A 24,444-nucleotide genomic window follows, 5' to 3' on the forward strand; every position below is an offset into this window, starting at 1 on the left:
TTGTCCCGCTGGCGATGAAGCTTCTTACTGCTGCTCTGTTTTTTTCAGCCCTGGCTGTGCCCAGTTCCGCTCTGGCTTAGAAAAAGATCCCAAGGCACAAGGCCATAACCAATACTCCCTGGGTTACGTCAACACCCTGGGCACCACCTGTACCTCACATATCTATTACGAGACGATGACCACCAATAGTGAAGCCTGCCCCTACGGATGGATAAATGTTGGTGCTGGTTATGGCCGCAAGAAGTAATCAGTTCTTTGATTCAGGCCTCAGACCACTCCAGCGCTCGAGGGTGTTGATCGATTGAACGCCCTCCAGCCGCGTTGATCCGGGCCGTGTCCATGTGGGGATGGATCGAATGTTTTCATCCCTGCATTGGCTGAGCTGGTTGGGATATTTGTCGGGCAGACCGCATTCCACGTAGTTCAGGTTGCGTCCGGCCTGTTTGCCGAAGAGTTGCATCTGCTCTTTGCAGGCGGGGCACCAATGGGCCCCAAAAAACTTGGCGTCAACAGTGTTGAGTTGGTCGGCCAACTTGATCGTTTGTGCTGTGGATTCCGTTACGGGTTCAGGGATGGGTTGGTTCCAGGGTTGTGCAGCTGCTGCGGTGCACGTTGTTCCCGTCATCGCTGCCATCAAGATCAGAAGCCTGATGCCCTCGGGCTGGGTTACAGGTGCCATGCATTGCGCGGTGGATTCTTGAAAATTTATTCGTATCAGATTGTCTTTCCCTGATCCGTTGGCGCGTCAACGGCTCATCTCGAGCATGCGCTGCATGGGTTTCAGGGCCTTCAGGCGCATCGATTCATTCATCTCGATCGCAGGCGTGAGGGTCTCCAGGCATGCCTTCAGTTTCTCCAGGGTGTTGAGCCGCATGTAGGGGCATGCGTTGCAGCTGCATCCATCGATGCCTGGCACGTCAAGCAGAGTTTTCTCAGGGACCCGTTGCTGCATCTGGTGCAGGATCCCTGGTTCCGTCAGAACGATTAGGCTGTTGCAGGAGCTCTGTTCGGCGTATTTCAACAGCTTGCTGGTGGATCCAATGAAATCCGCCAGGTCCAGCAGGTTCTGCTGGCATTCGGGGTGGGCGATGACTTCGGCTGAGGGATGTTCGTGCTTGAGGGCCAGCACGGCTTCTTCGCTGAAGGTCTCATGAACGATGCAGCGTCCCGGCCAGAGGGTCAGCTCGCGACCGCTCTGTTGTTGAACCCAGCGCCCCAGGTTCTGATCGGGGGCGAACAGAACGGGCTGATCGGCAGGCAGCTGGTTCACCAGATCAACTGCATTGCTGCTGGTGCAGATCAGATCGCTTTGCGCCTTCACCGCTGCTGTGCAGTTGATGTAACTCACCACGAAGTGGTCGGGGTGTTCTGCACGAAAGCGGGCGAACTCATCGGCGGGACAGTCGTCCGCCAGGGAGCACCCAGCCTCCAAGTCCGGCAGCACCACCGTCTTTTCTGGGCTGAGAATCTTGGCGGTCTCCGCCATGAAGTGCACGCCGCAGAACACGATCACTTCTGCATTGGTGCTGGCGGCCTGGCGCGACAACTCCAGGGAGTCACCAACAAAATCGGCAATGTCCTGTATCTCCGGTTCCTGGTAGTAGTGCGCCAGGATCACGGCATTGCGGTCCTGGCGAAGCTGGTTGATCGCCGCAACAAGGGCGGTGTCAGCGCTCATCAGGACCGATTCGGGCAGGATGGCTACAGACTAGGCATCCACTCTGAAGCACCTGCGTCTAGCCATTGCCGGTGATCTGCACGGCGCCTGGGGCGACGCTGATGAACAGCTGCTGCACAATCTCAATCCTGATGCTGTTCTCTTCGTTGGTGATCTCGCTGATGGGGATCTGCGGCTGACGCGCAGGATCACGCGGCTTCCCTTTCCCGTAGCCGTGATCCTGGGAAACCACGACCGCGGACGGGATCGCAGTGGCGGCATCCTTGAGCAGCAACTTGCTCTGCTCGGCGATCTGCACTGCGCCTGGCGCTCGATCCAATGGCCCGAGCTCCCATTGACGGTTGTGGGTGCGCGACCCTGCAGTGCAGGTGGAGGTTTTCATCTGTCGAAAGCAGTGGAGGCGGTGTACGGCCCGGTGTCGCTTGATGCCTCAGCCGATCGGATCGTTCAGGCCGCAGCAGTTGTTCCCGACGATCAGCCCTTGATCGTGATGGCCCACTGCGGTCCCTCGGGGTTGGGATCCGATGCTGCAAGTCCCTGCGGGCGCGATTGGAAGACACCGGCGGTCGACTGGGGAGATCAGGATCTGGCCCTTGCTTTGGATCGAATGGCCAAGGGCCGACCTGCCGATCTGGTGATCTTTGGCCACATGCACCATGCCCTCAAGCGCGGCTCCGGTTTCCGCCAGAACCTGTTGCGTCATCGCCATGGGACCGCGCTGATCAACGCCGCCTGTGTGCCGCGTTCAGGGGTTGATGGGCAAGGGCGGACCCTATTGCACCTTTCCTGGGCTGAATTCCAGGGCTCCCGTCTCGCTTTGCTTGCCCATCGCTGGTACACCCCCGATGCTGAGTTGATCCATCAGGAGTCGTTGCCGATGGATGCTCCGCTGCCGTGCTGATCTATCTCTGCAGCAGCAGTCATGGCTATGGCCATGCCGCCCGCGATGCTGCAGTGATGCAGCGGCTGCGCTGCCTGCGTCCTGAGTGGACCTTGGTGATGAGCTCAGGTCTGTCCTCTCCTGTACTAACGCTGCTGTTGGGGGATACATCAATTCAGCAACGGTCCTGTCAATGGGATGTGGGCATGGTTCAGGCCGACGCGCTCGGTGTGGATTGCGCCGCCACCCTCAGTGCCCTGAATCAGTTGGAGCAACGGCTGCCGGCCCTGATCGAGGCTGAGGCCGTCTGGCTCGCGTCGCAGGGGCAGCCGGTTCTGATCGTTGGGGACATTCCTCCGGCCGCGGCCGCCTTGGCCCAGCGCCTCGATGCCCCCTTGGTTTGGATGAGCAATTTCGGATGGGATGACATTTATGGCCCCTTGGGGGCTGCCTTCCAACGCTGGGCTGACGCTGCCACTGAGTCCTACTGCTGCGGTGATCTGCTGCTGCGCTGTCCATTTGATCTGGCGATGAATTGGGGGTTGCCTGAAAGGAGGCTCGGTTTGGTCTGCGCCAGCCCGCGGTCCATCCCGGCGGATCTTGAGGCTTCCCTGGATGCCCAGGACGCTCCCCTGGTGTTGGTGGGTTTTGGAGGCCTGGGTTTGTCCCTTTCGCGGGATCTGTTTCAGCTCTGGCCCAACCACCATTTCCTGCTTCCGGATTCAGCAGATGCCGCGCAAGCGCTTGAGTTGGCGGCGCTCCCCAACCTCACGCCTCTGCCGGTTGGGCTGCGTCCCGTTGATGTGCTCGGCCGTTGCTCCCGTTTCCTGGGCAAGCCCGGTTTCAGCAGCTTCTGTGAGGCGATGGCCCAAGGGGTTGGGATGCACGTGGTGGAGCGCAGCGGATTTTCTGAAGCTTCGGCGTTGATGGCTGGTCTGCGTCGCCACGGTCAGCACCGTTGCCTCAGCCGTCAGGAGCTAGACACCGGGGCATGGCAGCTGGACCAGCCGTTGCTGGCGCCAAGCGACGCCCCTCTTTCTGCATCAGGGGCCTCAGAAGCCGCTCAAACACTGGTGAACTGGGTGGAAGATCACTTGTAATTTCTGGTATTTATCAACACCTTTTTGAGCTCATTTGCTTCCACGTTGATGTCTTGGCCGATTGTTTCACTGGCATATATACCTATTGCTTTGAACCCTTGGTTCGAGAAGGTGCATCCGGTGGATTTGTTTCAGCCTGAGCATTTCATCCGCTTCTGAACTGCTCTTCGCCCTCTCGAGGGCATGTTGTTTGAACGCTCTCTATGGCTATCTCTGCATTCATCGGTCGTCAGACGCTCTCAGCGGCCGTGATCGTCGGAGTTTTGCCTGTTCTCAGTTCCCCACTGCCCGCCCAGGCGAGCCTGTTGCCCCCCGCTTCGCGGGCACAGTTAATTCATGCCTCTGATATCCAGCCCAGTCGGTCAATTCCCTATGTGATCACGCCCGAACGTCGGGCGATGCTCAACACGATCCGCTTCGCTGAAGGCACCTGGAAAGGTGGCCTGGATGTGGGCTATCGGGTGATGTTTGGAGGTGGCTTGATGCCTTCCCTTGCCCGTCATCCCAACCGGGTGATCTATAGCTCCCGCTACGCCAGTGCAGCTGCCGGGGCCTACCAGTTCATGCCCTTCACCTGGAACCTGGTTCAGCGCAGCATTGGAGTGCGTGGTTTCGGGCCTGAGGCTCAGGACCAGGGTGCTTTGTTCCTGATTCAGCGGCGGAAAGCCCTGTCTCTGACCGATACCGGTGTTCTCAGCCCAGTTCTCGCCGCCATGCTGGCTCCCGAGTGGGCCTCATTCCCCACCCTTGCCGGTCGCAGCTACTACGGTCAGCCCGTCAAGAAATACGCGCGCCTTCGCTCCTTTTACGATGTGAATCTTGCTGAGTTACGTCGACTGCGTGACGTCAAGCGACATGCCCTGCTGGCGCCTCCGCCGGCGCTGTGTACCGGGTCGCGCATCGAGTGCGCCACCAGGCTCTGAAAAGCCTCGAGAACTTTTAGGTCCCTCAGCCTTCGGCGTCGTTCTGAAGCTTTTGCCCGACGGTGGCCTGGGCAACCAGATATGCAGCAATGCCCCCGGCCAGGAAGCCAACCCCATTTCGCAGCAGGGGCATCACCTCTGAGGTGCGCGTCACCACGGGAGCGACGCCAAAGACGCCGAACAGCATCACCCACAGCGGTGAAAGCAGCAGCAACCAGGCCCAGGCGATGGTTTCGCCCTCCTTCCGGGGGTAGGCGGCAAAGCCAGCAATCAAGCCGCCAAAGATCGAGGTGGTCAGAGTCCACAGCCACTGTTCCTGGGGAAGACCAGGCACGACCTGACAGCCACCCCGGTCCAGACAGATCTCCACAGCATTGAGGGCATCCAGGACGGCTCCGTCTTCGCCGTGGTCCCTCACGTAGTACTGGTTGCCGTAGCGGGTCTGCAGCTCCACCCAGTAGGTGCGCGGCATCATCGCGAAGTAGGCATCGCCAACGTTGAAGTTCAGCAGGTTCCCGCCACGGGGGTCGGCCACCAGCAGCAGGCTGCTTTCATCCAGCCCCCAGTACTCGCGTATGGCCAGGCCTGGTGTGCGCTCGTACTGGGTTAAAACCCGCATTTTCCAGCCGGTGCGTTCCTCCACATCCCCCAGAGATGCCTCCAGCTGAGCCCTCTGGGTGTCGCTAAACACCTTGGCGAGGTCTATCACAGGTGTGGGGTGATCCGGCAGCAGCTCCGGGTTGTCGTAGGCCTCAGCCGGCGTCACCAGAACACACAGGCTGACCAGAGCTACGACGACGAGGCTCCACAGATGTCGGATGTGATGTGTTCCCATGGAACTGCTGCAGCGACCGGCATTCTCTCCAATGAAACCGATAGCTGCGTCCTGTCCTGACTGGTTGGCAACGCATCTGCATCAGGCAGGGGGTTCCGTTCCGTTTTCCCGGTTCATGGATCTGGCTCTGAATGAGCCGGAGCATGGTTATTACGGCTCAGGTCGCGCACGCATCGGCGCCCAGGGGGATTTCGTCACATCTCCCTCTCTGGGCAGCGACTTTGCAGCCCTTCTGGCGCCCCAACTTCTGGCCTGGCTGGCTGCGGTTCCCCGGACGGATCCTGCACAACGCCTGTCGATCGTGGAAATCGGTCCTGGTGAAGGTCATCTGGCCCGGGATCTCGCTGCTGCATTGTGTGTTGCGGCTCCAGAGCTGCTGGGCCAGATCGAGTTGGTATTGGTGGAGGCCAATCCCGGCATGCGGCGGCGGCAACAGGCCCTGTTGCAAGAGGTGGATGATCTTCCAATGCGTTGGTGTTCCTTGGGCGAGTTGCGCCGCGATCCGGTTCATGGGGTCGTGATCGCCCATGAGTTGCTGGATGCCCTCCCGGTGGAGCGATTGATCTGGCGGGAGGGAGTCCTCCAGCAGCAGTGGGTGGAGCTTGATCCAAACGGTGGCCTCCGCTCGACGCATCGGCCTTTTCCGGATGGGTTGCACAAAGAGATCAAGCGTGTGTGCAGCCAAACCGGCATTCAGTTGCCGCCCCCCGATGCCGAAGAGGGGTGGACCACGGAGTGGAGTAGCGCACTGCCCGACTGGTTCTCTGCGGCGGCCGCCGCCGTGGATGCGGGCGTGCTGCTGGTGATTGATTACGCCCTGGAGGCCCAGCGTTATTACGCGGCTCGCCGCTCCGATGGGACCTTGATGGCTGTTTGTGCTCAGCAGGCGGGGCTGTCGCCCTTTGATCAGCCCGGCGAGCAGGACCTCACGGCACACCTCTGCATCGAGGTCGTGGATGAAGCGGCCCAGCGCAATGGCTGGCTGGTGGGTGATCAGGCCAAGCAGGGCGAAGCACTTCTCGCCTTGGGGCTTGCGCAGCGTCTGTATGGGCTGCAGCAGCTGCCGGGCCAACGCTTGGCGGAGGCCTTGCAACGCCGCGAAGCTCTGCTTCGGCTGGTGGATCCTGCGGGTTTGGGTGCGTTCCGCTGGCTCACCTATCGGCGCGGATTGCCTGAAGGCGGCTTCAGCCTTTCAGGCGCTCCAGGCAGCTAAGAATTTCGTCGCGACTGACGTCATCGCGAATTTCAACAGAACCGATACCAGTGGGCATCACAAAGCGCAGGCGACCGTCGCGCACCTTTTTATCGCCCTGCAAGCTGTCGAGAACCGCATCGGCGCAGAGATCGGGCCAGGCGGTGGGGAGTCCGGCGCTTTCGACCAGCAGGCGTTGCCGCTCAGCGTTGTCGCGACTCCAGCTTCCTCGCAGCACGGCGAGTTCGCCAACCGCCACCATGCCAATGGCGACAGCCTCACCATGCAGCCAGGTGCCATAGCCGCAGAGGGTCTCCACCACATGGCCGAAGGTATGGCCGTAGTTAAGGATCGCCCTTAAGCCACCTTCCTTTTCATCAGCGGCCACCACCCGGGCCTTGGCCGCGGCCGATCGCTGCAGGATCGAGCTCAGGCGTTCCTCTCCAAGTCCAGCGGGGGTGCTTGGGTCGGCGCAGGCCTCCAGTTCTTCGAACAGCGAAGTGTCGCCGAGGATTCCGTATTTGATCACTTCCGCCATGCCGGCCCGGAACTCGCGTTCGGGCAGGGTGTTGAGGGTGGAGGGATCGATTAGTACCAGGCGCGGCTGGTGAAAGGCGCCGATCAGGTTTTTGCCGCGGGGATGGTTGACTCCGGTCTTGCCACCGATGGACGCATCCACCATGGCCAGAAGGGTTGTGGGCACCTGCACCACCTGGATGCCGCGCAGCCAGGTGGCTGCTGCAAAACCCGTCATGTCACCCACTACGCCGCCGCCGAGGGCCACCATCAAGGAGCTGCGTTCGAGCTTGGCGTTGTAGGCCGCATCGTGGATCAAAGCCACCGTGGCGGGGGTCTTCTGGTGTTCGCCGGCGTCAACTACCAAAAGGTCAACGCTGAAACCTGCCTCCTTGAGGCTTTTCAGACAGGCATCGCCATAGGGGCTGGCGACATCCGGATTGCTGACCACCAGGACACGCCGACCAGTCTGCACACCGGCGTCCAGCATCTGCTGACCGAGCCTGACAAGGCCGCCGGCTCCAATCACCACCTCGTAAGGATTGCGCTCCAGCGCAACGCTGATGTGATGCAACGGGGTGACTGTGGTCATGAAACCGCTGGAATCCACCTACTCTCTCAAAAGTGTTGCTGGTCCTGTGCGCGAGAGATCAGTACGCAACTCCCTTTCGGCTTGGGCGTTCCTGTTCCCGGCGGTGGTACTGATCAGTTTGTCGGTGCTGGTGCCGGCTTTGATGGCCCTGGTGATGAGCTTCACCGCCACCGGGCTGGACGTCAGTGAACCCCTGCGTTTTGTTGGTTTGGCCAACCTGGAGCTCTTGCTGTCCGATCCGATGGCGCGGCAGGTGTTGGTCACCACCTTCCTCTATCTGATTGGTGTGGTGCCGCCCATCGTTTTCGGGGCGCTGGCGCTGGCGGTGTTGGTCAATCAGGGTTTGCCCGGACGTTCCCTGCTGCGGGGCGCTTTCTACACCCCCGTATTGGTGTCGATCGTTGTCGCAGCGATCGCCTTTCGCTGGCTGTATGCCGAGAACGGACTGATCAATGGGTGGTTGAGCGCTCTGCTCGGCGATGCCTTCAGCCCTATTGGTTTTCTCACCACGCCGCAGCTGGCCCTGCCCGCAGTGATGTTGGTGACCCTCTGGAAGGGGCTTGGTTATTACATGGTGATTTTTCTGGCAGGTCTGCAGGGCATTCCTCAAGAGCTCTATGAGGCAGCGGAGCTGGATGGCAGCGAGGGCTGGAGAAAGCACCTAGACATCACTCTGCCCTTGATGAGTCCCTACGTGACCCTGGTCGCCGTGGTGTCGTCGATCGCGGCCACGAAGGTGTTCGAGGAGGTATTCATGATGACCCAGGGAGGTCCTGCTGATGCCACGAGAACTATCGTTTACTACGTGTACGACCAGGCCTTTGCTGAGTTGGAGATCAGCTACGCCTGCACCCTGGGCCTGGCGCTGTTCCTCTTGGTGTTGCTGTTCACCATGATTCGGTTGGCCTTTGCCGGCGATCGGCCGCTGATCTGACGCTGTCATCGACCCTGCAAAGTGGCAAGCTGCGGAAATCAGCTCGGACACGATGATCGGTGTTGTGGGAGGTGGTCAGCTGGCACGGATGCTTGTGCAGGCCGCCGCGCAACGCGGGGTTCCGATCGCGGTTCAAACGTCCAATGCAGCGGATCCCGCCGCTGGCTTGGCCTCGCGTCTCATTGCAGCGGATCCGAGGGATGTGGCTGGAACCCGGGACCTGGTGGTGGGCTGTGATGGCATCACCTTCGAGAACGAGTGGGTAAACATCGATGCCCTTCTGCCGCTGGAGCAGCAGGGTGTTCGTTTCCGGCCGTCTTTGGCCGCGCTCTCGCCCCTGGTCGACAAACTCTCTCAACGTCAACTTTTGGATGACCTCGCGATTCCCAGCCCGCCTTGGTGTCCGCTGAGCCTGATTTCGCCCGCTCAACCGGCACTTCCACAGGGCTGGAACTTCCCCGTGATGGCCAAAGCCTCCCGCGGGGGGTACGACGGCAAGGGCACGGTGGTGTTGCGCGAAATCGATGCCCTGGCGCAGTTGTTGCGCGCCGTCCGGGCCGACGATTGGTTGCTGGAATCCTGGGTGGACTACGAGCTGGAGTTGGCTCTGGTGGTCAGCCGTGATCAGCGCGGCCGGATCCGCCATTTCCCCTTAGTGCAGACCCACCAGCACCAGCAGGTTTGTGACTGGGTTCTGGCGCCTGCACCTGTAGAACCCTCGGTGGCGGCCTTGGCTTACAACGTTGCGGCATCGCTGATGACGAAGCTTGGCTACGTGGGGGTGTTGGCTTTGGAGTTTTTCTACGGGCCAGCCGGCCTGCAGGTGAATGAGATTGCCCCACGCACGCACAACTCCGGGCATTTCTCGATCGAGGCCTGCACCAGCAGTCAGTTTGATCAGCAGCTCTGCATCGCAGCCGGGCTGCCTGTGCCTGATCCCGAGCTCAACAGCCGCGGTGCCTTGATGGTCAACCTGCTTGGTCTGGATCCGGAGCGCCATGCTCCTTTGGATCAGCGACTTCAGGCTCTTGAGGCCATGCCGGGGCTTCACCTGCACTGGTATGGAAAGTCCCCGGAAACACCGGGGCGCAAGTTGGGACACGTGACGCTGCTGCTCGACGGCGACACGGTCTCGAAGCGGCGCGATGAGGCAGAGTCAGCGCTTGCCTCCATTCGCCGGATCTGGCCGCTCGAAAGCGAGAGTCAGGACTAGGCTTGCAAACGAACTGCTGTGTTGGTGACGGCCTTTTCTAGTGCTCTGATCTGACTCTCTTTCGACTTGGGGAGACTGTCGTGACGGTGACGTAGACCGGCCATGCAGCCGGAAACGAAACCCCACTTTGTCGCCCCTTCTGGTTCTTCCAGGTCGACCACTGGGGCTCGCACGGCATGGTGGTTCACCCTCTTCAATTCATTGCTTGGTCGTTGCCTGGATCTGACCCAAGCCATCAGCGAATAAATTGTTTAAGTTTTTCTCTGGATACGTCTAAAGTTTAAACTTTACAGGTTCAGTTTTTTAAATTCTTTTTCGGTTAATATCTGGAAGAAATTTAACCTGGATTAGTGAGCCAAGCCCCTCATCAACCAAGACTCAATCACAAAAAATATAATGAAGAATGAACCGATACCGATCACCAGAATCTTGCCGTTCATTCTGAAAAGCTCGCTTTGCTGAACTTTAGATTCGTTTTGTCCGGATTGGTGTAGATCGGCTTTTTAGGGCTAGTTCTCGGAGTGGTTGAACTCCTGTAGAGCGTATTGGGCGAGGCATTTGTTTTTGTCAGTGTCGCTCAGCGCAATGGTGGTCACGCTTGGATGCCAGTTTCGGCGATTGATCAATTCATTGAATTCGGTCAGAGCATCTTCGAGATCGTCGAAGCTTCCCATAGTCTTCGTCGTTTGTTGCCCTTCTTTGACGGTAATTTCCAGGGGCATCGTTCGATCGCTTGAGCGATTAAAGGTTACCCCTCAACCGTTGTGTAGTCGATGATGCTTACTGCTGTGTGAACAAAGCTTGTCAGTTCTTTGGTTGTCCTTAGCTTTGAATCGGTTGCTGTGTCGTGATGCGTGATCCCCGCCTGGATGAGCTAATTCAAATGGAAACCTGGGATTGGTGGAAAGCTCAGGTTTTTTATTTGCGTGAAAAGAAAAATTATGCTGATGCAGAGGCACTCTTTATGGAATTCAAGATTCCTTTATCTGATTCCAATAATTGATGTCGTCGTTATTGATCATTTTGAATTGAGTTTTAGTTAAATCATAATTTTTTTTAGAACAGTTTTTTGTCGCTTGATATTTCATCGTTCGATTTTGGCTTCATTGCTCTCACTTTTTTTGGCCTTTGCAGGCGGACTGCTTGTTGATTGTTTCGGCAGCTCCTTCGCTGACGCTGTCTTCTTCCTGCCGGATGACGCTGAAGTCGCATGCCGGGCCATCCTTACCCAATGTTTCCGCCGATCCGATTGGGCTGATCTCTATGCCCGTGAACCCAACGTTGCTATTGGTCATCTTGAGGCCTTTCGTGATGCAGGATTCCAGCAAGGCCAATCCCCTCATGGGCGGTGATGCAGAACCGCCTGTTCTAGGTCTGGCCGACTCATCGATGTCACCACAAAGACCTCTTGGGCTGAGGTGCCTTTGCGAGCCACCAGCTTGTAACCCCCATGGATCGGTGTGGACACCCGCAGCCGTAGTTCGGGACTGCGGCCACGCACGCGGCTGATCACGGCAGGGGTAATCGTCTGGATATCAGTCTCATGGGACAAGGCCTTCAGCCACGGGATTAAGCCGTCCACATAGGTGCTGTGGGTGATGACGACTCGGCCCAAAGCTGAATGAAAACCCGAGAACTGGTGAAAGTTAGCGACTTTGGCTATGCCAGAGAGAGCGCTCCGGGGCTGTGATGCTGAAATCAGTTGACGCTCTCCACCACGCGATTAGTGGACCGCTGGAGGATGCATGTGGACCCCAGGCCCGCATGCTCACCGCTGAGGTGCACGGAACGGAGGTTCGGGGCCTGGCCTTGTGCCCTGGCCGCGTTGTGCGTTTTGTGATGGACGAGCAGTTGCAGCGTCTGCAGGTGGCTGATCTGCTGCGACTCACCAAAGCAAGTCGTAAGCCGGCGGCCTGACTTAGCAGCGTTCCAGAGGGGCCATCGTTAACCCTTCGGCCTGAAGCTGCTGGTGATACAGCTCGGCCTGCTCCAGGGGCCCGCACCAGACTTCAGCCGAACCCTGCCCATCAATTTTGTTGGCGAGGTTCCAGGCGTTGTCTTCGCTCATTCCGGGAATGATCTTGCGGAGGCAATCGACCACGTGCTGGAACGTGTTCACGTCGTCGTCCAGAACGATCACGCGAGCCTGGGGGTAACGCTTAGTTGTTTCCTGACGCTCCAGTACTGCTGATGAACCGGGGCTTGAGCTGGTCATGACAGTTGCCTCCGGACAGACGAAAAGGTGCCGAATCCTAGGTAGGATCCCGACAGTCGAGCGGTCAAGCGCATGTTGTTCACTCTGGGTTGGGCGTCCTTGGCCGCCATGTTCAGTTTCTCCATCGCCATGGTGGTCTGGGGACGCAACGGTGATGGCACCCTGAATTTCTGATCGAATCTGTGCTTCAAGACGCACCACTTCTCAGCCAGACCCTGGCGGTCACGGCAGCAGTGCTTCTCGTCTTCGTCAGCGTTGCCGTGATTTATCTCTCAACGATCGAATGGAGAGACCGTCGACGCCGTTAGGGTGCAAACAAGTCCTCTTCTTTATTGCGTCCATCCGACGCTAACTTCAAAATCACCTTTGCACAGCCCTTTTTCAGTGGTTGTGCTTTTTTTTGCCCGTCCTGCGGCTCGGCTCGTCCAGCCTGCAGACGCAATCTCTGAATCGCTGTGGAGCAGCAGAGCTGTTTGAGCTCAGTTGGCGGGCTCGCTTGGTTCAGAGTTTTGAGGCTGATTCCTCCAGATTGGTGCCGAAGGTCTGGCAGAAGAGACTGGGTCTTTAGGCAGCCCCTGATCGCTGGGCCCGGCACGGCTTCGGGCTCTGGTGGCTGATCTGGCTGGACGACGGGTACCCCCTTCTGGCTTTTCCGTCCGCATCGAATTCGTCTTCCCTGGATCTGCTGCTTGCCTTGGGGGACGCCACGACCATCGGCCCCTCACCGTTGAAAAGGGTGGGACACCACGACTTCGCCTTCAAGAGAGACCGGATCGATTGGTTCGGCTGGGCTGGCTCGGACCGGGCTGGCCTCGGGTGATTGGCAACGCATCTCAACTGGAGCTTGAGATGACAGCACTGCCGATGCAGAAACAGCCCGGAGGGCTTCGCCTTCAGTTGGAGGTGCCTTGAGCCTGCTCTGCCAAACGGCGCTCCTTCTTGCGCTTTTCAGCAGCGATCGTTTCATTCACCAGTTCAACGGCCTGCTCCATCCGTTCGCTATTGGAGCTAAACAGCGTTAGATCCTTCTCGACGCGATCGCTGGGCAAACCAAGGCTTTTGGCGAGTTCCTTGCTCTGATTGAGGATGGCCTCAGTTGCCGAGCCAGTGGCATCCACGGCGGCGGACTTGAGAAGGGACATCAGTCCGATGGCCATCAAACGTGAGTAGTGGCTGCCATCTTTGAGGCTGTGGGACGACAGCCAACTCTTCAGGCTTTCCAGATCCTTGCCTTTGGCTTGTTCAACCAGCGAGGTGTTGATCTTGCGCAGCCTTGCTGCGTCGAAGCCATTGCTGCTGCAGAGGGCACTGAACAGTGCGTCTGTCTGCGCTTCTGGCCGATAGCCCTTGGTGAAGGTGTCAAACACGCTGCAAAGCCCGACGCTGAAGAGTTCGTTGGCTTCGAATCGACTTTGATGGCTCAGCAAATGCAGCTCCACCAGCAGCTCGTCAGCAAGGCGGCGGTACAGCGGCGCAATGACGTGGGGGAAGGCCTGATGAAACGCTCGTTTGCTGTCGGCGATGGTCTGACTTACGGCCAACGTGCAGTCCCAGAATGAATGGCAGGAACCCTAGCGCCGCAGACATCGCCGTTAGGATTAATCGACCCTGCTGATGCTCAGATGATCCCCATTGTAATTGAGGAGTCCGGCCGGGGAGAAAGGGCCTTTGACATTTATTCCCGGCTTCTGCGCGAGCGAATCATCTTCCTTGGTGAAGCTGTCACCAGTGACTCTGCCAACCGGATCGTGGCCCAGATGTTGTTCCTTGAAGCTGAGGATCCCGAGAAAGATATCTACCTCTACATCAACTCGCCCGGCGGTTCGGTCTACGACGGCCTCGGCATCTTCGATACGATGCAGCACATCAAACCGGATGTGCACACGGTGTGTGTTGGTCTGGCCGCGAGCATGGGTGCCTTCCTTCTTTGCGCCGGCACCAAGGGCAAGCGCAGCAGCCTGCAGCACTCCCGGATCATGATTCACCAGCCTTTGGGCGGTGCACAGGGTCAGGCCAGTGATATCCGTATTCAGGCGGACGAAATCCTCTTCTTGAAGGACCGCCTCAACAATGAGCTGGCTGATCGCACCGGTCAACCTCTGAATCGCATCCAACAGGACACTGACCGAGACTTTTTCATGTCACCCACCGAAGCGGTGAACTATGGGTTGATTGATTCGGTGATCGACAAGCGTCCCGTTCAGGCTGTCGCTTGAAGAAGAGGGGGGCTAGAAACATTCGTCCCAGCAAGATCTGTCCAGTCTGCGATCGTCCGTTTGAGTGGCGTAAAGCTTGGAGAAATTGCTGGGACGACGTTGTGTATTGCTCCGAACGTTGTCGACGACGAAAGAGTAAATCCAATCCATAAAAAAACCCCCTTCTGATTCAGACGGGGGCTTTTTGTTGCGGGGCGGAGGATTAATCCAAGATGACGACTGTGCGGTCTTTCTCAGGAACAGCTGTGAATTCAGCCACAATGGCCTTGAACTCATCACCATTCATGGTTTCTTTCTCAATCAACAATTCCACAAGGCGGTCCATGGCTTCGCGGTTGGCGGCCACGATCTCCACAGTTTCCTCATAACAACGCTTCACCATGTTGCGCACTTGAATATCGATTTGTTGAGAAATCGATTCCGACACCTCACTGCGGGACATCAAGTCGCGGCCCAGGAACACTTCCTGGTTTCCGCCTTCTAGGGCAACAGGGCCGAGATCACTCATGCCGAGCCGAGTCACCATATTTCGTGCCATCGAAGCAACTTGCTGGATATCGCCACCTGCTCCGGTCGTGACTTCTTGATGACCGAACACCACATCCTCTGCAGCACGACCACCGAGTGCTCCCATGATGCGCGCTTTGAGCTGGGCACGGGTGACCAGAGTTTGCTCTTCGTCGGGGGAGAACCAAGTAAGGCCTTGGGCCTGACCACGGGGAACCAAAGTGACCTTCTGAACAGGGTCGTGATCCTTGACCAAGGTCCCGATCAGGGCATGGCCGACTTCGTGGTATGCGATTAGACGCTTGCTGCGACCGTCGGTGAGAGGACGACCTTCCATGCCGGCAATGATGCGATCGACAGCATCGTCGATTTCGCTCAGACCGATGGCTTCCTTGCGGCGACGGGCGGTGAGGATGGCCGCCTCGTTCATCAGGTTGGCCAAATCAGCTCCTGTGAAGCCAGGGGTGCGGCGAGCGATGCTTTCGAGGGACAGCTCATTTTCGAGCTTCTTGTTGCGACAGTGCACATCCAGGATGGCGAGGCGACCCTTGATGTCTGGGGCGTCCACGGTGACCTGGCGGTCGAAACGACCGGGACGCATCAGGGCTGAGTCCAGAACGTCAGGACGGTTGGTAGCGGCAATGATGATGATGCCGCTGTTGCCCTCGAAGCCATCCATCTCAGTTAAGAGCTGGTTCAATGTCTGTTCTCGTTCGTCGTTGCCTCCACCGATGCCGGCACCACGCTGGCGGCCAACGGCATCAATTTCGTCGATGAAGATCAGACAGGGGCTGTTCTCTTTGGCCTTTTTGAATAGATCGCGGACGCGACTGGCACCAACGCCAACGAACATCTCGACGAACTCAGAACCGGAGAGAGAGAAGAAGGGAACACCCGCTTCACCGGCAATGGCCTTGGCAAGAAGGGTTTTACCGGTGCCAGGGGGACCGACTAGCAGAAGGCCGCGGGGAATCTGAGCACCCACGGAGGTGAAGCGCTCGGGCTGCTTTAGGAAGGTAACCACCTCCTGCAATTCCTGCTTGGCTTCGGTTACGCCGGCCACGTCATCAAACATGACGCCGGTTTCCGCTTCCATCATGAAGCGAGCTTTGCTTTTGCCGAATTGCATTGCCTGGCCAGGGCCTCCAGGCATGTTGCTGTTGCGGCGCGCCAGGAAGATCAGGGCACCGATTAGCAGCAGCGGGAACGCCAGATTGCCCAGCACGCCGAGGGCCGGAGGCGCTGTGCGGGGGGGATGAATATCAAAGCTGATGCCTTCGGTCTTCAGGGTGTTGATCAGCTCAGGGGCGAGACCGGGCAGATCAACGCGCAGCCGCTGAACGCGGTTGTCGAGATCGGGATCGACTGCTTCGATCACGGCGTTACGGCCACCGTCGTAGATATCAACGGCTGTGACGCGACCGGCTTCGACGTAGTCGAGGAAGCGGCCATAGCTCATGCGTGCCACCGCAGCATTGCGGGGCGCGACAGTGGTCCCATTGCTGTCTTGGCTGAGGCCATTCATGCCTCCATTGCTCACCACCTGCCAGCCGATCAGCAACACGACGCCGATTGGCAACAGCCAGAGGGCAAGAAGGCGCCAGCGCTGATTCATGAGCTGAGGAAATTCGTTAACTAGTGTAAAGGAGTTGGTCTGATTTTTGAGGCCTTGATCAAAGACTTCTCAGGGCAACGATTGGGTCGAGTTTGGCGGCTCGTCGGGCGGGTACGACCCCGAAGAACAGTCCTATCGATCCTGAGAGTCCAACGGTGACCATCACCGTCGTGCCGCCGATCGCTGCCGGAAGAGGCGTGACCGCCGCCACGAGGCTTACTGTTCCAAGCCCCACCAGCGTGCCGACGGCGCCGCCCAGGCTGGCAAGCACCAGGGATTCCACAAGAAATTGCTGCAGCACATCAGTGCTTCGAGCCCCAAGTGCCTTGCGCAGACCGATTTCTTCGGTTCGTTCGCTGACGGACACCAGCATGATGTTCATGATCCCGATGCCCCCCACCAGTAGGGAGATCCCTCCGATGGCTCCGAGCATCAAGGTGAGTCCTCCGGTGATGGTGCCCACGATGGTGAGGGCATCCTTCTGGGACCGCACCGCGAAATCGTCATCCCGGAGAATTCGGTGCCGCTGCCTCAGCAGGTTGCTGATCTGAAAGCTCGCTGCATTGGTGCTCTGCTCATCCTTGGCTTCAACACTGATGAAGGTGAGGCTGACGCCGTAAATCGGATCCCTTCCGATGATTCGATTCACCATCGTTGAAAGCGGGATGTAGGCGTTTTCGTCCTGGTTGCTGCCGAATACGGCCCCTTTGGGGGCCATCACACCGACCACCTCGAAGCCTTGATTGCCGATACGTACTTTCCGGCCAATCGCTGGGCCAGTAGGGAACAACTTGGTGCGCAGATCAGAGCCGAGTACAGCAATAGCCCGTGCACCTGCTTCGTCCTGGGCGCTGATGAAACGGCCTTTGGCTACTTCAAAGCTGCGCACCGGAACGAACTCAGGTGTCACGCCGTAGACGGCGCTGGTGGAACTACGTGCCCCCGCTTGCACCACCTGGTTGCTGTTGATCTGAGGGGCGACGCGCTTGACGCTGGGAACCTGGGTGGCGATCGCTTCAGCGTCCTCCAGCACGAGGGTCTTGGGTCGCGTTGCTCCCTGGCGACGGGTGTTGTTGTTGCCCGGAACCACGAACAGCACGTTGGCGCCGAGGTTGGTCAGCTGCTCCTCCGCCAACCCCTGCGCACCACGACCAACTCCGACCAGAGTGATCACTGACGCGTTGCCGATCACGATGCCCACCATCGTGAGCAGGCTGCGCAGGCGGTTGCTCCGCAAGGTGGACAGGGCCATCCGCACCGTTTCCGTTGCGGGCATGCGCCGCTTCATGGTTTGGCTTCGTTCAGATCAGTGTCGCCGCAGCTTCGTTGCCGACGATGCTCACCTTGACAAGATCTGTGGATCCGGAAACGCCGGTATGGGTGCCTGCGGACTGAACTACGAGATCACCCTCCTTGAGCAGATTGAGCTCCTTGGCCTTGACCATCGCTGCCTGGAAGGTCTTCGTGGTGCGTTCGCCCTGAGGAATCACCAGCGGTGTAACTCCCCACACCAGCTGAAGACGGCAGGCGACGGTGCGCTCAGGAGTGATGGCAAGGATGGGTGCCGCAGGCCGGAACTTGCTGACGTTGCGAGCCGTGGCCCCACTTTTGGTGAGAGGAAGAATCGCGGAGGCATTGAGCTGGCTGGCGATGGTGCTGACCGCTCCGCTCAAGGCGTTGGGAATGGTGCTGGGCAGGTGGCTGTCGATCGAGCGTTGGGGGTAATCCCTCTCGATACGTCGAGCAATGGTGGCCATGGTTTGAACGGCTTCCACGGGGAAATCCCCCACTGCGGTCTCGTTGGAGAGCATCACGGCATCGGTGCCATCAAGGATGGCGTTTGCCACGTCGCTGACTTCGGCTCGGGTCGGCCGGGGGCTGGAGGCCATGGAATCCAGCATCTGGGTGGCCGTGATGATGGGAATGCCCAGGCTGTTGGCTTTGCTGATCAGTTCCTTCTGTAGCAGTGGAACTTCCTCAGCTGGCATCTCAACCCCAAGGTCACCGCGGGCCACCATCACACCGTCGCAGAGCGGAAGGATCGAATCGATCTGATCGATGGCCTCAAATTTTTCAATCTTCGCCACCACAGGGGTCTCATGGCCGTGCTCACGGATCAGTCCGCGAATCTCTTCCATGTCGGATGGATTGCGCACGAAGCTGAGGGCCACCCAATCCACGCCCTGGCTGAGGCCAAAGGCCAAGTCGGTCTTGTCCTTGTCCGTGAGGGCACGAACGGAAAGCTGAACGTCCGGAAAGTTGACGCCTTTGTTGTTGGAAAGAACACCGCCGACGGTCACGGTGCAGTGCAAGGTCTGCTGCGCCTTGTCGACGGTATCGACGTTCATCTCAACGCGGCCGTCGTCGAGGAGGATTCGACTTCCAGCAGTGACTTCGTCGGCCAGCTTGTCGTAGGTGACTGTTGCGATCGTCTTGTCGCAGCTCACTTGCCGTGAGGTGAGCGTGAAGAGATCGCCGTTGGCCAGGGTGATCGGCCCTTCCGCAAACCTCCCGAGTCGGATCTTCGGGCCCTGAAGATCCTGGAGGATGCCGATTGTCTGTCCCAATTCCTCAGATACCTGACGAATCGTGGCGATGCGTGCTGCGTGTTCGCTGTGGTCCCCGTGGGAAAAGTTCAGCCGGAACGTGGTGGCACCAGCCTTCACCAGCTCCTTGATCCGCTCCGGACTCTCCGTGGCAGGGCCGATGGTGGCCACGATCTTGGTCCGTCGGTTCAGGTCGAACTGGCCCATATCGCGGCTGAAAATCCCTGCGGAAACTACCATCCGGGCGTTTCCCTACCGGCCCCATGGAGATGAATTTCTATCAGGACGCCGCCCGAAAGACGGCTGCCTACCCGGATCTGGGCTGTAATCCCATCTATCCGACCCTGGGTTTGACCGGTGAAGCAGGCGAGGTGGCCGACAAGGTGAAAAAGGTGATTCGGGATCGTGAAGGTGTTTTTGATGCCGACACCCGAGAAGCAATCAAGTTGGAGCTGGGAGATGTGCTCTGGTACGTGGCTCAGCTGGCCAGCGAACTGGGTTATGAAATGGATGAGGTGGCTGAAGCCAACCTGCAGAAACTGTCGAGCCGGGCTGCCCGTGGGCGCATCGGCGGCAGCGGTGACCAACGTTGATCTCCTGATGCTCCGACGACTCCTTGCCTTGTTGTGCAGCTTGCCTCTGCTGCTTGGACTGGCACTCCCTTGCGATGCCGCTGAACTTCAACTCAGTGAGGTTCGCCTGGATCCCTGCGGAGAGCTAGACGCTGGCAATCAACCCGAACTGAGCCGGCCTGTGGGTGCTAGCTGTTATGTGCTGACGGGAGACGTTGAGAACCGTGGCAAAAACAGCGTCATCGATACCGATGTGTACGCACGGATCCTGGATGCCAGCGGTGAACCCGTTCTGCCAAACAGAACCCGGGTTGGATCCATCGGCGATGTGAACCCCGGTCACTCCCCATTCGCTCTGCGAATCTCAGTGCCTGCCGGAACCCCCGGACCGTTTGTGATTAAAAATCCCCGTGCCCGTGGGTTCAATGCCCCGGTCCGAACCCGCGTTGATGCTGACGAGGATGATTTGCTGCCGTTGGAACGCGGCATCAATCAGCTGTGATCACCAGGTAGAGCCCGACATGTAAAAGGCGCTGATCGACTGCCCCACCAGGCTCTGCAACAGATTTAGGGCCAGGAAGGCCAGGATGGCGGAGAGATCAATGCCCCCAAGCGGTGGGATCAATCCTCTGAATGCGTTGAGGTACGGGTCGGTGATCGCACTCACGCTGCTCAGCACCGGATTACTCCAGTCCAGATTCGGGAACCAGCTCAGCAGAACTCGAACGATCAGCACCAACGAGTAAATCTGCAGGGTTTGGGATAACACCTGCAGCAGGGTGACGGGTAGTGATTCCATGACGAGGGCTGATCTGCTTCGACTTTATGCAGCTTCCGGCAGATCAGTTGCCCCGAGATCAGGAAGTACGGAGAAGGTGCGATGGAATTTTTCGGTGAGAGTGAGCCAGTAGGACCGCCCCTCGCTCTGTCGACGCCGTTCGATGAATTCCTGCGCCAGCAGTTCCTTGATGTGGTCGTAGGCCCCCGAGCCCCGCAGATCCACAAGATCCGATTGAAGAATCCGCTTCTTCAGGGCAATGGTGGCAAGGGTTCGCAAGGTTGCCGTGGAGAGATTCACCGGCAGCAGGTCTTTGACCAGATCGCCCATGCCCGGCCTGAGCTGCAGCCCGTAGCGACCGCTCTGTTCAACGATCTCAAGGGCACTGTCCCGCTGAGCGTAAGAGGCCGTCAGGGCTACAAGGGCTTCCTCCACGGAGCGGCGTTCTGAGTCGGCCAGCTCGGCCAGTTCGCCGACGCTGACGGGCCGACCCTTGAGATAAAGAATCGCCTCGAGCCTCGTTGGCAGGGATGCAGACGTCATCACAACCCCTCGAGAGCACTAAAGTTACCGCCCTCAAACTCAGAGGAACAGGCCATACGCAGGGTTGTTTGTTTCATCCCAGTGGCGATACCCCAGGGCATTGAGGAATTCGGTCCAGCCCTCCTTCTCCTGTTCCGGCACCAGCACCCCCACAACGATGCGCCCCACGTCGGCGCCGTGGTTTCTGTAGTGGAAGATGCTGATGCTCCAGCCGGGGTGCAGAGCATCCACGAAGCTCATCAAGGCACCCGGGCGTTCGGGGAATTCGAAGCGATACAGCAGCTCCTTGCATTCCCCGGCACAGGCCGTGCGCGCTGAGGACGGCAGACGGCCACCCACCATGTGGCGCAGGTGGACCTTTGCAAATTCGTTCCCGCTCAGATCGAGGCAGGGGAAGCCCCCACCTTCCAGTTGGTTCAGCAGTGAGGCACGATCGCTTTCATCTTTCACCTGCACACCAATAAAGATCTGTGCCGTGGTGCCATCTGTCATGCGGTAGCTGAATTCCGTGAGGCTGCGCTCCCGCAGCACTTCGCAAAGCCGCCTAAGACTGCCGGGTGATTCGGGAATTTCCACGGCCAACATCGCTTCTCGCTCTTCACCGAGCTCAGCCCGTTCGGCGATGAAGCGCAGGCGGTCAAAATTCATGTTGGCCCCGCAGGCCACCGCCACGAGATTGCGCCCCTCTAGATGTCGATCGGACACGTCCTGCTTGAGCCCGGCCACCGCCAGAGCACCGGCTGGCTCCAGGATTGAACGTGTGTCTTCAAAGACGTCCTTGATCGCGGCACAGATGGCATCGGTGTCGACCCGAACCATCCGATCGACGTACTGCTGAGCCAGCTCAAAGGTGTGTTGGCCCACCTTCCTGACCGCGACGCCATCGGCAAAAAGACCCACCTGTTCCAGTTCCACACGCTGGCCTTGCTCGAGGGAGCGACTCAGGGCATCGGCATCGATCGGCTCCACGCCGATCACCTCCGTTTCCGGCCAGAGCCTTTTGACGTAGGCGGCGATTCCTGCGATTAAGCCACCACCACCAACAGCTACATAGATCGCGTTGGGTGGCTGCTTTGCCTGGCGCATGATCTCCATGCCGATCGTCCCCTGACCTGCGATCACTTCCGGATCGTCAAAGGGGTGGATGAAGGTGAGCCCCTCGGCCTTGCAGCGTCGCTGCGCTTCCGCGGAGCACTCGTCGTAGGTCTCGCCGTGGAGGACCACGTCACCGCCCAGGGCCCGCACGGCGCGCACTTTCACCTCTGGGGTGGTGCTCGGCATTACAATCACCGCCCGACAGCAGAGCCGCTTGGCACTTAAGGCGACGCCCTGGGCATGGTTGCCGGCGCTGGAGGCAATCACACCCCGCTTCAGCTCGTCGGCACTGAGCTGCGACATGCGGTTGTAGGCGCCGCGAAGCTTGAACGAGAACACCGGCTGGAGATCCTCACGCTTCAGCCAGACCGCGTTGTTTAGCCGGCGGCTCAGATTGGGGGCGTGATCCAAGGGGGTTTCCCGCGCCACGTCGTAGACGCGGGCGCGCAGGATTCGCTGCAGGTAGTCGGTCATCCCACCATTCTTCCAAGGGTTCGATCCAGACAGGATTCGGGTCGGTTCCCGTAGATTGAACGTATTGGAGTGGTCCGTGCATGCATCTCGGAGATCTGAAGCATCCGAATGAACTGCACGGACTCAGCCCGGCTCAGCTTGAGGATGTTGCCCGGCAGATTCGTGAGCGGCATCTGCAGGTGGTGTCCACCAGTGGCGGTCACCTTGGTCCTGGTCTTGGAGTTGTGGAGCTGACCCTGGCGCTGTACCAGACGCTCGACCTCGACCATGACCGTGTGGTCTGGGATGTGGGCCATCAGGCCTACCCCCACAAATTGATCACCGGCCGGTTCAACGACTTCGATTCCCTCCGCCAGCAGCACGGGGTCGCGGGTTACCTCAAGCGCTCGGAGAGCGACTTCGATCACTTCGGAGCTGGCCACGCCAGCACGTCCATCTCCGCGGCGCTGGGCATGGCCATGGCCCGGGACAACCGGGGTGAGTCTTTCAAATGCGTTGCCGTTATCGGTGATGGAGCCCTCACAGGCGGCATGGCTCTGGAGGCCATTAACCACGCCGGACACCTTCCCAGCACACCGCTTCTGGTTGTGCTGAATGACAACGACATGTCGATCTCTCCGCCGGTGGGTGCGCTGTCGAATGTGTTGAACCGTGCGCGGCTTAGTCCACCGATGCAGTTCCTCTCAGGCAGTGTTGAGGAAAGCGTTCGGCACCTGCCTTTCATGGGAGGTGAGATCCCTGCGGAACTCAACCGCCTCAAGGGGAGCATGCGTCGCCTAGCGGTTCCCAAGGTGGGTGCTGTTTTCGAGGAACTGGGCTTCACCTACATGGGGCCAATTGATGGCCATGACATCGTAGAAATGTTGCGCACCTTCCAGGCGGCCCACCGTGAAGGCGGCCCTGTGTTGGTGCATGTGGTCACCAAAAAGGGCAAGGGCTACCCCTACGCCGAGGCCGATCAGGTTGGCTATCACGCCCAATCGGCCTTTGATCTCGGTACCGGTAAGGCGATTCCCTCGTCGAAACCAAAGCCCCCGAGCTACAGCAAGGTGTTTGGGCAGACCCTTGTCAAGCTCTGTGAGCAGAACAGCCGCGTCATCGGCATCACCGCGGCCATGGCCACCGGTACGGGTCTCGATCTGCTGCAGAAGGCTGTCCCGGACCAGTACGTGGACGTCGGCATTGCTGAGCAACATGCCGTCACCCTGGCGGCGGGCATGGCCTGTGAAGGGTTGCGCCCCGTAGTCGCTATCTACAGCACCTTCCTGCAGCGCGCCTACGACCAATTGATCCACGACGTGGGCATCCAGAAGTTGCCGGTCACCTTCGTGCTGGATCGTGCCGGCATCGTCGGCGCTGACGGCCCGACTCACCAGGGTCAATACGACATCAGCTACATGCGTGCCATTCCCAACTTCACGGTGATGGCGCCGAAGGATGAGGCTGAGCTACAGCAAATGCTGGTGACATGTCTGCATCACGACGGGCCCACGGCGCTGCGGATTCCCCGGGGTTCCGGAGAAGGCGTCCCGTTGATGGAAGAAGGTTGGGAATCACTGCCGATCGGCCGCGGTGAACTGCTGCGGGAAGGCAACGATCTGATGATCGTGGCTTACGGTTCGATGGTGGCTCCCGCGCTAGCCACAGCAACGCTGTTGGAGGAAGCCGGACTCTCCACCACTGTGATCAATGCCCGCTTCTTGCGGCCCCTGGATCAGGCGCTGATTCATCCCTTGGCGCGACGCATCCCCCGCTTGGTCACCATGGAAGAGGGGGCGCTCCCCGGTGGTTTTGGTGCAGCAGTTCTTGAGTCGTTGATCGATCAGGACATCAACGTGTCGATGTTGCGCATCGGCATCCCCGATCAGATGGTGGATCACGCCACGCCTCAGCAGAGCAAGGAGGCTCTCGGCCTGACTCCTGCGCAGATGGTTGAACGAATCCTTGAGCGCTTTAGTAACACCTCTGGTGATCTGTCATCCACCGCTTCGATCAAGGCCCTCCAGGCCTGAGGCTGAGG

General features: G+C 59.1%; 31 protein-coding genes, 1 other RNA gene and 1 pseudogene. 18 read left to right on the plus strand and 15 right to left on the minus strand.

Going from position 1 to position 24,444, the window contains the following annotated elements; translation table 11 throughout:
- The first annotated feature begins 14 nt into the window (after nucleotides 1–14).
- Nucleotides 15–247, plus strand: a pseudogene (locus tag FZZ85_RS02230) (hypothetical protein).
- On the opposite strand, the gene FZZ85_RS02235 reads toward FZZ85_RS02230, so the two are convergent.
- Together FZZ85_RS02235 and nadA are read right to left on the minus strand one after the other, a co-directional pair.
- Complete coding sequence (locus FZZ85_RS02235; protein WP_226411772.1) at nucleotides 248–679, minus strand: hypothetical protein; 432 nt, start codon at nucleotides 677–679, stop codon at nucleotides 248–250.
- A 66-nt stretch (nucleotides 680–745) separates the two neighbouring features.
- Entirely contained in the window at nucleotides 746–1,678 is a 933-nt protein-coding gene (gene nadA / locus FZZ85_RS02240; protein WP_226411774.1) for a quinolinate synthase NadA, read from the minus strand.
- A gap of 52 nt (nucleotides 1,679–1,730) precedes the next feature.
- Between nadA and FZZ85_RS02245 the strand changes: the two genes are divergently transcribed.
- The 3 genes from FZZ85_RS02245 to FZZ85_RS02255 all read left to right on the plus strand — a co-directional run bounded on the left by FZZ85_RS02245 (nucleotide 1,731) and on the right by FZZ85_RS02255 (nucleotide 4,581).
- Nucleotides 1,731–2,579: a TIGR04168 family protein gene (locus FZZ85_RS02245; protein WP_226411969.1), complete on the plus strand. Its 849-nt coding sequence runs from the start codon at nucleotides 1,731–1,733 to the stop codon at nucleotides 2,577–2,579.
- The gene (locus FZZ85_RS02250) at nucleotides 2,573–3,658 is read left to right on the plus strand and encodes a hypothetical protein (RefSeq protein ID WP_226411776.1); all 1,086 of its coding nucleotides are present in this window, start codon (nucleotides 2,573–2,575) and stop codon (nucleotides 3,656–3,658) included. The genes FZZ85_RS02245 and FZZ85_RS02250 overlap by 7 nt, the downstream gene beginning before the upstream one ends.
- A gap of 203 nt (nucleotides 3,659–3,861) precedes the next feature.
- A complete protein-coding gene (locus FZZ85_RS02255; RefSeq protein ID WP_226411778.1) occupies nucleotides 3,862–4,581 on the plus strand; it encodes a glycoside hydrolase family 104 protein in 720 nt (239 codons plus the stop codon).
- Between the two features lie 25 nt (nucleotides 4,582–4,606).
- Here FZZ85_RS02255 and FZZ85_RS02260 read toward each other — a convergent pair whose 3' ends face one another.
- Nucleotides 4,607–5,416 (minus strand): TPM domain-containing protein, encoded by an 810-nt coding sequence (locus FZZ85_RS02260; protein ID WP_226411780.1) that lies wholly within the window; start codon nucleotides 5,414–5,416, stop codon nucleotides 4,607–4,609.
- Nucleotides 5,417–5,480: 64 nt separating this feature from the next.
- Between FZZ85_RS02260 and FZZ85_RS02265 the strand changes: the two genes are divergently transcribed.
- Complete coding sequence (locus FZZ85_RS02265; RefSeq protein ID WP_226411782.1) at nucleotides 5,481–6,629, plus strand: class I SAM-dependent methyltransferase; 1,149 nt, start codon at nucleotides 5,481–5,483, stop codon at nucleotides 6,627–6,629.
- Here FZZ85_RS02265 and aroB read toward each other — a convergent pair.
- Nucleotides 6,601–7,716, minus strand: a complete 1,116-nt coding sequence (gene aroB / locus FZZ85_RS02270) for a 3-dehydroquinate synthase (RefSeq protein ID WP_226411784.1) — start codon at nucleotides 7,714–7,716, stop codon at nucleotides 6,601–6,603. The two genes, FZZ85_RS02265 and aroB, sit on opposite strands and share 29 nt — an antisense overlap.
- Between aroB and FZZ85_RS02275 the strand changes: the two genes are divergently transcribed.
- The 3 genes from FZZ85_RS02275 (at nucleotide 7,715) to ssrS (ending at nucleotide 10,053) form a co-directional block, all read left to right on the plus strand.
- Entirely contained in the window at nucleotides 7,715–8,650 is a 936-nt protein-coding gene (locus tag FZZ85_RS02275; protein ID WP_226411786.1) for a carbohydrate ABC transporter permease, read from the plus strand. The genes aroB and FZZ85_RS02275 overlap by 2 nt on opposite strands.
- A gap of 52 nt (nucleotides 8,651–8,702) precedes the next feature.
- The gene (locus FZZ85_RS02280) at nucleotides 8,703–9,863 is read left to right on the plus strand and encodes a 5-(carboxyamino)imidazole ribonucleotide synthase (RefSeq protein WP_226411788.1); all 1,161 of its coding nucleotides are present in this window, start codon (nucleotides 8,703–8,705) and stop codon (nucleotides 9,861–9,863) included.
- A 7-nt stretch (nucleotides 9,864–9,870) separates the two neighbouring features.
- A non-coding RNA gene (gene ssrS / locus FZZ85_RS02285) (6S RNA) lies at nucleotides 9,871–10,053 on the plus strand.
- Between the two features lie 319 nt (nucleotides 10,054–10,372).
- On the opposite strand, the gene FZZ85_RS02290 is transcribed toward ssrS, so the two are convergent.
- Nucleotides 10,373–10,585: a hypothetical protein gene (locus FZZ85_RS02290; RefSeq protein ID WP_226411790.1), complete on the minus strand. Its 213-nt coding sequence runs from the start codon at nucleotides 10,583–10,585 to the stop codon at nucleotides 10,373–10,375.
- A 128-nt stretch (nucleotides 10,586–10,713) separates the two neighbouring features.
- Here FZZ85_RS02290 and FZZ85_RS02295 point away from each other — a divergent pair, with 128 nt between their 5' ends.
- Nucleotides 10,714–10,866: a hypothetical protein gene (locus tag FZZ85_RS02295; RefSeq protein WP_226411792.1), complete on the plus strand. Its 153-nt coding sequence runs from the start codon at nucleotides 10,714–10,716 to the stop codon at nucleotides 10,864–10,866.
- A gap of 109 nt (nucleotides 10,867–10,975) precedes the next feature.
- Here FZZ85_RS02295 and FZZ85_RS02300 read toward each other — a convergent pair whose 3' ends face one another.
- Entirely contained in the window at nucleotides 10,976–11,206 is a 231-nt protein-coding gene (locus tag FZZ85_RS02300; RefSeq protein WP_226411794.1) for a hypothetical protein, read from the minus strand.
- Complete coding sequence (locus FZZ85_RS02305) at nucleotides 11,203–11,478, minus strand: DUF2103 domain-containing protein (protein ID WP_226411796.1); 276 nt, start codon at nucleotides 11,476–11,478, stop codon at nucleotides 11,203–11,205. Before FZZ85_RS02305 ends, FZZ85_RS02300 begins: the two co-directional genes overlap by 4 nt.
- A gap of 74 nt (nucleotides 11,479–11,552) precedes the next feature.
- Here FZZ85_RS02305 and FZZ85_RS02310 point away from each other — a divergent pair, with 74 nt between their 5' ends.
- Nucleotides 11,553–11,780, plus strand: coding sequence for a hypothetical protein (locus tag FZZ85_RS02310; protein WP_226411798.1), 228 nt, complete (start codon nucleotides 11,553–11,555; stop codon nucleotides 11,778–11,780).
- A 1-nt stretch (nucleotide 11,781) separates the two neighbouring features.
- On the opposite strand, the gene clpS is transcribed toward FZZ85_RS02310, so the two are convergent.
- Nucleotides 11,782–12,078 (minus strand): ATP-dependent Clp protease adapter ClpS, encoded by a 297-nt coding sequence (clpS, locus tag FZZ85_RS02315; protein WP_226411800.1) that lies wholly within the window; start codon nucleotides 12,076–12,078, stop codon nucleotides 11,782–11,784.
- Between the two features lie 72 nt (nucleotides 12,079–12,150).
- On the opposite strand from clpS, the gene petN reads away from it, so the two are divergent.
- The 3 genes from petN (at nucleotide 12,151) to FZZ85_RS02325 (ending at nucleotide 12,990) form a co-directional block, all read left to right on the plus strand.
- Nucleotides 12,151–12,252, plus strand: a complete 102-nt coding sequence (gene petN / locus FZZ85_RS02320; protein WP_011364412.1) for a cytochrome b6-f complex subunit PetN — start codon at nucleotides 12,151–12,153, stop codon at nucleotides 12,250–12,252.
- Nucleotides 12,253–12,260: 8 nt separating this feature from the next.
- Complete coding sequence (locus FZZ85_RS12020) at nucleotides 12,261–12,386, plus strand: hypothetical protein (protein WP_255615952.1); 126 nt, start codon at nucleotides 12,261–12,263, stop codon at nucleotides 12,384–12,386.
- Nucleotides 12,387–12,687: 301 nt separating this feature from the next.
- Nucleotides 12,688–12,990: a hypothetical protein gene (locus tag FZZ85_RS02325; RefSeq protein ID WP_226411802.1), complete on the plus strand. Its 303-nt coding sequence runs from the start codon at nucleotides 12,688–12,690 to the stop codon at nucleotides 12,988–12,990.
- Here the strand turns inward: FZZ85_RS02325 and psb29 are convergent.
- A complete protein-coding gene (gene psb29, locus FZZ85_RS02330) occupies nucleotides 12,972–13,619 on the minus strand; it encodes a photosystem II biogenesis protein Psp29 (RefSeq protein ID WP_226411804.1) in 648 nt (215 codons plus the stop codon). The genes FZZ85_RS02325 and psb29 overlap by 19 nt on opposite strands.
- An 81-nt stretch (nucleotides 13,620–13,700) precedes the next feature.
- Between psb29 and clpP the strand changes: the two genes are divergently transcribed.
- Together clpP and FZZ85_RS02340 are read left to right on the plus strand one after the other, a co-directional pair.
- Nucleotides 13,701–14,294: an ATP-dependent Clp endopeptidase proteolytic subunit ClpP gene (gene clpP / locus FZZ85_RS02335; RefSeq protein ID WP_226411806.1), complete on the plus strand. Its 594-nt coding sequence runs from the start codon at nucleotides 13,701–13,703 to the stop codon at nucleotides 14,292–14,294.
- Nucleotides 14,291–14,446, plus strand: coding sequence for a DUF2256 domain-containing protein (locus FZZ85_RS02340; RefSeq protein WP_226411808.1), 156 nt, complete (start codon nucleotides 14,291–14,293; stop codon nucleotides 14,444–14,446). The genes clpP and FZZ85_RS02340 overlap by 4 nt, the downstream gene beginning before the upstream one ends.
- A gap of 50 nt (nucleotides 14,447–14,496) precedes the next feature.
- Here the strand turns inward: FZZ85_RS02340 and ftsH are convergent, their stop codons facing one another.
- From ftsH to pyk, 3 genes are read right to left on the minus strand one after another with little or no spacing between them, the layout of a single operon-like run.
- Entirely contained in the window at nucleotides 14,497–16,416 is a 1,920-nt protein-coding gene (gene ftsH, locus FZZ85_RS02345; RefSeq protein ID WP_226411810.1) for an ATP-dependent zinc metalloprotease FtsH, read from the minus strand.
- A 58-nt stretch (nucleotides 16,417–16,474) separates the two neighbouring features.
- Complete coding sequence (locus FZZ85_RS02350; protein WP_226411812.1) at nucleotides 16,475–17,704, minus strand: ABC transporter permease; 1,230 nt, start codon at nucleotides 17,702–17,704, stop codon at nucleotides 16,475–16,477.
- A 13-nt stretch (nucleotides 17,705–17,717) separates the two neighbouring features.
- Nucleotides 17,718–19,169 (minus strand): pyruvate kinase, encoded by a 1,452-nt coding sequence (gene pyk, locus FZZ85_RS02355; RefSeq protein WP_370631113.1) that lies wholly within the window; start codon nucleotides 19,167–19,169, stop codon nucleotides 17,718–17,720.
- 56 nt (nucleotides 19,170–19,225) lie between these two features.
- Between pyk and FZZ85_RS02360 the strand changes: the two genes are divergently transcribed.
- Both FZZ85_RS02360 and FZZ85_RS02365 read left to right on the plus strand, forming a co-directional pair.
- Nucleotides 19,226–19,555: a nucleoside triphosphate pyrophosphohydrolase family protein gene (locus tag FZZ85_RS02360; RefSeq protein ID WP_226411816.1), complete on the plus strand. Its 330-nt coding sequence runs from the start codon at nucleotides 19,226–19,228 to the stop codon at nucleotides 19,553–19,555.
- Nucleotides 19,556–19,562: 7 nt separating this feature from the next.
- Complete coding sequence (locus tag FZZ85_RS02365; protein ID WP_226411818.1) at nucleotides 19,563–20,036, plus strand: hypothetical protein; 474 nt, start codon at nucleotides 19,563–19,565, stop codon at nucleotides 20,034–20,036.
- Here FZZ85_RS02365 and FZZ85_RS02370 read toward each other — a convergent pair whose 3' ends face one another.
- Genes FZZ85_RS02370 through ilvA form a run of 3 tightly spaced genes read right to left on the minus strand, consistent with a single transcriptional unit; the run spans nucleotide 20,037 to nucleotide 22,424 of the window.
- Nucleotides 20,037–20,333, minus strand: coding sequence for a YggT family protein (locus tag FZZ85_RS02370; protein ID WP_226411820.1), 297 nt, complete (start codon nucleotides 20,331–20,333; stop codon nucleotides 20,037–20,039). It lies immediately after the preceding gene.
- A gap of 24 nt (nucleotides 20,334–20,357) precedes the next feature.
- On the minus strand, nucleotides 20,358–20,855 hold the full coding sequence (gene scpB, locus FZZ85_RS02375) for an SMC-Scp complex subunit ScpB (protein ID WP_226411822.1): 498 nt from the start codon (nucleotides 20,853–20,855) through the stop codon (nucleotides 20,358–20,360).
- Nucleotides 20,856–20,894: 39 nt separating this feature from the next.
- The gene (ilvA, locus tag FZZ85_RS02380) at nucleotides 20,895–22,424 is read right to left on the minus strand and encodes a threonine ammonia-lyase, biosynthetic (RefSeq protein ID WP_226411824.1); all 1,530 of its coding nucleotides are present in this window, start codon (nucleotides 22,422–22,424) and stop codon (nucleotides 20,895–20,897) included.
- 80 nt (nucleotides 22,425–22,504) lie between these two features.
- Here ilvA and dxs point away from each other — a divergent pair, with 80 nt between their 5' ends.
- A complete protein-coding gene (dxs, locus tag FZZ85_RS02385) occupies nucleotides 22,505–24,436 on the plus strand; it encodes a 1-deoxy-D-xylulose-5-phosphate synthase (protein ID WP_226411826.1) in 1,932 nt (643 codons plus the stop codon).
- Nucleotides 24,437–24,444: the final 8 nt, after the last annotated feature.

Source organism: Synechococcus sp. MU1642 (assembly GCF_020514115.1).
Classification (GTDB): Bacteria; Cyanobacteriota; Cyanobacteriia; order PCC-6307; family Cyanobiaceae; genus Parasynechococcus.

Coding starts and splice junctions, on each gene's coding strand:
- ilvA (WP_226411824.1), bottom strand. CDS start 22,424: ATGACCGACTACCTGCAGCGAATCCTGCGCGCCCGCGTCTACGACGTG.
- FZZ85_RS02260 (WP_226411780.1), bottom strand. CDS start 5,416: ATGGGAACACATCACATCCGACATCTGTGGAGCCTCGTCGTCGTAGCT.
- nadA (WP_226411774.1), bottom strand. CDS start 1,678: ATGAGCGCTGACACCGCCCTTGTTGCGGCGATCAACCAGCTTCGCCAG.
- aroB (WP_226411784.1), bottom strand. CDS start 7,716: ATGACCACAGTCACCCCGTTGCATCACATCAGCGTTGCGCTGGAGCGC.
- dxs (WP_226411826.1), top strand. CDS start 22,505: ATGCATCTCGGAGATCTGAAGCATCCGAATGAACTGCACGGACTCAGC.
- FZZ85_RS02300 (WP_226411794.1), bottom strand. CDS start 11,206: ATGAGGGGATTGGCCTTGCTGGAATCCTGCATCACGAAAGGCCTCAAG.
- scpB (WP_226411822.1), bottom strand. CDS start 20,855: ATGACGTCTGCATCCCTGCCAACGAGGCTCGAGGCGATTCTTTATCTC.
- FZZ85_RS02275 (WP_226411786.1), top strand. CDS start 7,715: ATGAAACCGCTGGAATCCACCTACTCTCTCAAAAGTGTTGCTGGTCCT.
- FZZ85_RS02365 (WP_226411818.1), top strand. CDS start 19,563: ATGCTCCGACGACTCCTTGCCTTGTTGTGCAGCTTGCCTCTGCTGCTT.
- ftsH (WP_226411810.1), bottom strand. CDS start 16,416: ATGAATCAGCGCTGGCGCCTTCTTGCCCTCTGGCTGTTGCCAATCGGC.
- FZZ85_RS02350 (WP_226411812.1), bottom strand. CDS start 17,704: ATGAAGCGGCGCATGCCCGCAACGGAAACGGTGCGGATGGCCCTGTCC.
- FZZ85_RS02255 (WP_226411778.1), top strand. CDS start 3,862: ATGGCTATCTCTGCATTCATCGGTCGTCAGACGCTCTCAGCGGCCGTG.
- pyk (WP_370631113.1), bottom strand. CDS start 19,169: ATGGGCCAGTTCGACCTGAACCGACGGACCAAGATCGTGGCCACCATC.
- FZZ85_RS02295 (WP_226411792.1), top strand. CDS start 10,714: ATGCGTGATCCCCGCCTGGATGAGCTAATTCAAATGGAAACCTGGGAT.
- clpS (WP_226411800.1), bottom strand. CDS start 12,078: ATGACCAGCTCAAGCCCCGGTTCATCAGCAGTACTGGAGCGTCAGGAA.
- FZZ85_RS02310 (WP_226411798.1), top strand. CDS start 11,553: ATGCTGAAATCAGTTGACGCTCTCCACCACGCGATTAGTGGACCGCTG.
- FZZ85_RS02235 (WP_226411772.1), bottom strand. CDS start 679: ATGGCACCTGTAACCCAGCCCGAGGGCATCAGGCTTCTGATCTTGATG.
- clpP (WP_226411806.1), top strand. CDS start 13,701: ATGATCCCCATTGTAATTGAGGAGTCCGGCCGGGGAGAAAGGGCCTTT.
- FZZ85_RS02370 (WP_226411820.1), bottom strand. CDS start 20,333: ATGGAATCACTACCCGTCACCCTGCTGCAGGTGTTATCCCAAACCCTG.
- FZZ85_RS02290 (WP_226411790.1), bottom strand. CDS start 10,585: ATGCCCCTGGAAATTACCGTCAAAGAAGGGCAACAAACGACGAAGACT.
- FZZ85_RS02360 (WP_226411816.1), top strand. CDS start 19,226: ATGGAGATGAATTTCTATCAGGACGCCGCCCGAAAGACGGCTGCCTAC.
- petN (WP_011364412.1), top strand. CDS start 12,151: ATGTTGTTCACTCTGGGTTGGGCGTCCTTGGCCGCCATGTTCAGTTTC.
- FZZ85_RS02280 (WP_226411788.1), top strand. CDS start 8,703: ATGATCGGTGTTGTGGGAGGTGGTCAGCTGGCACGGATGCTTGTGCAG.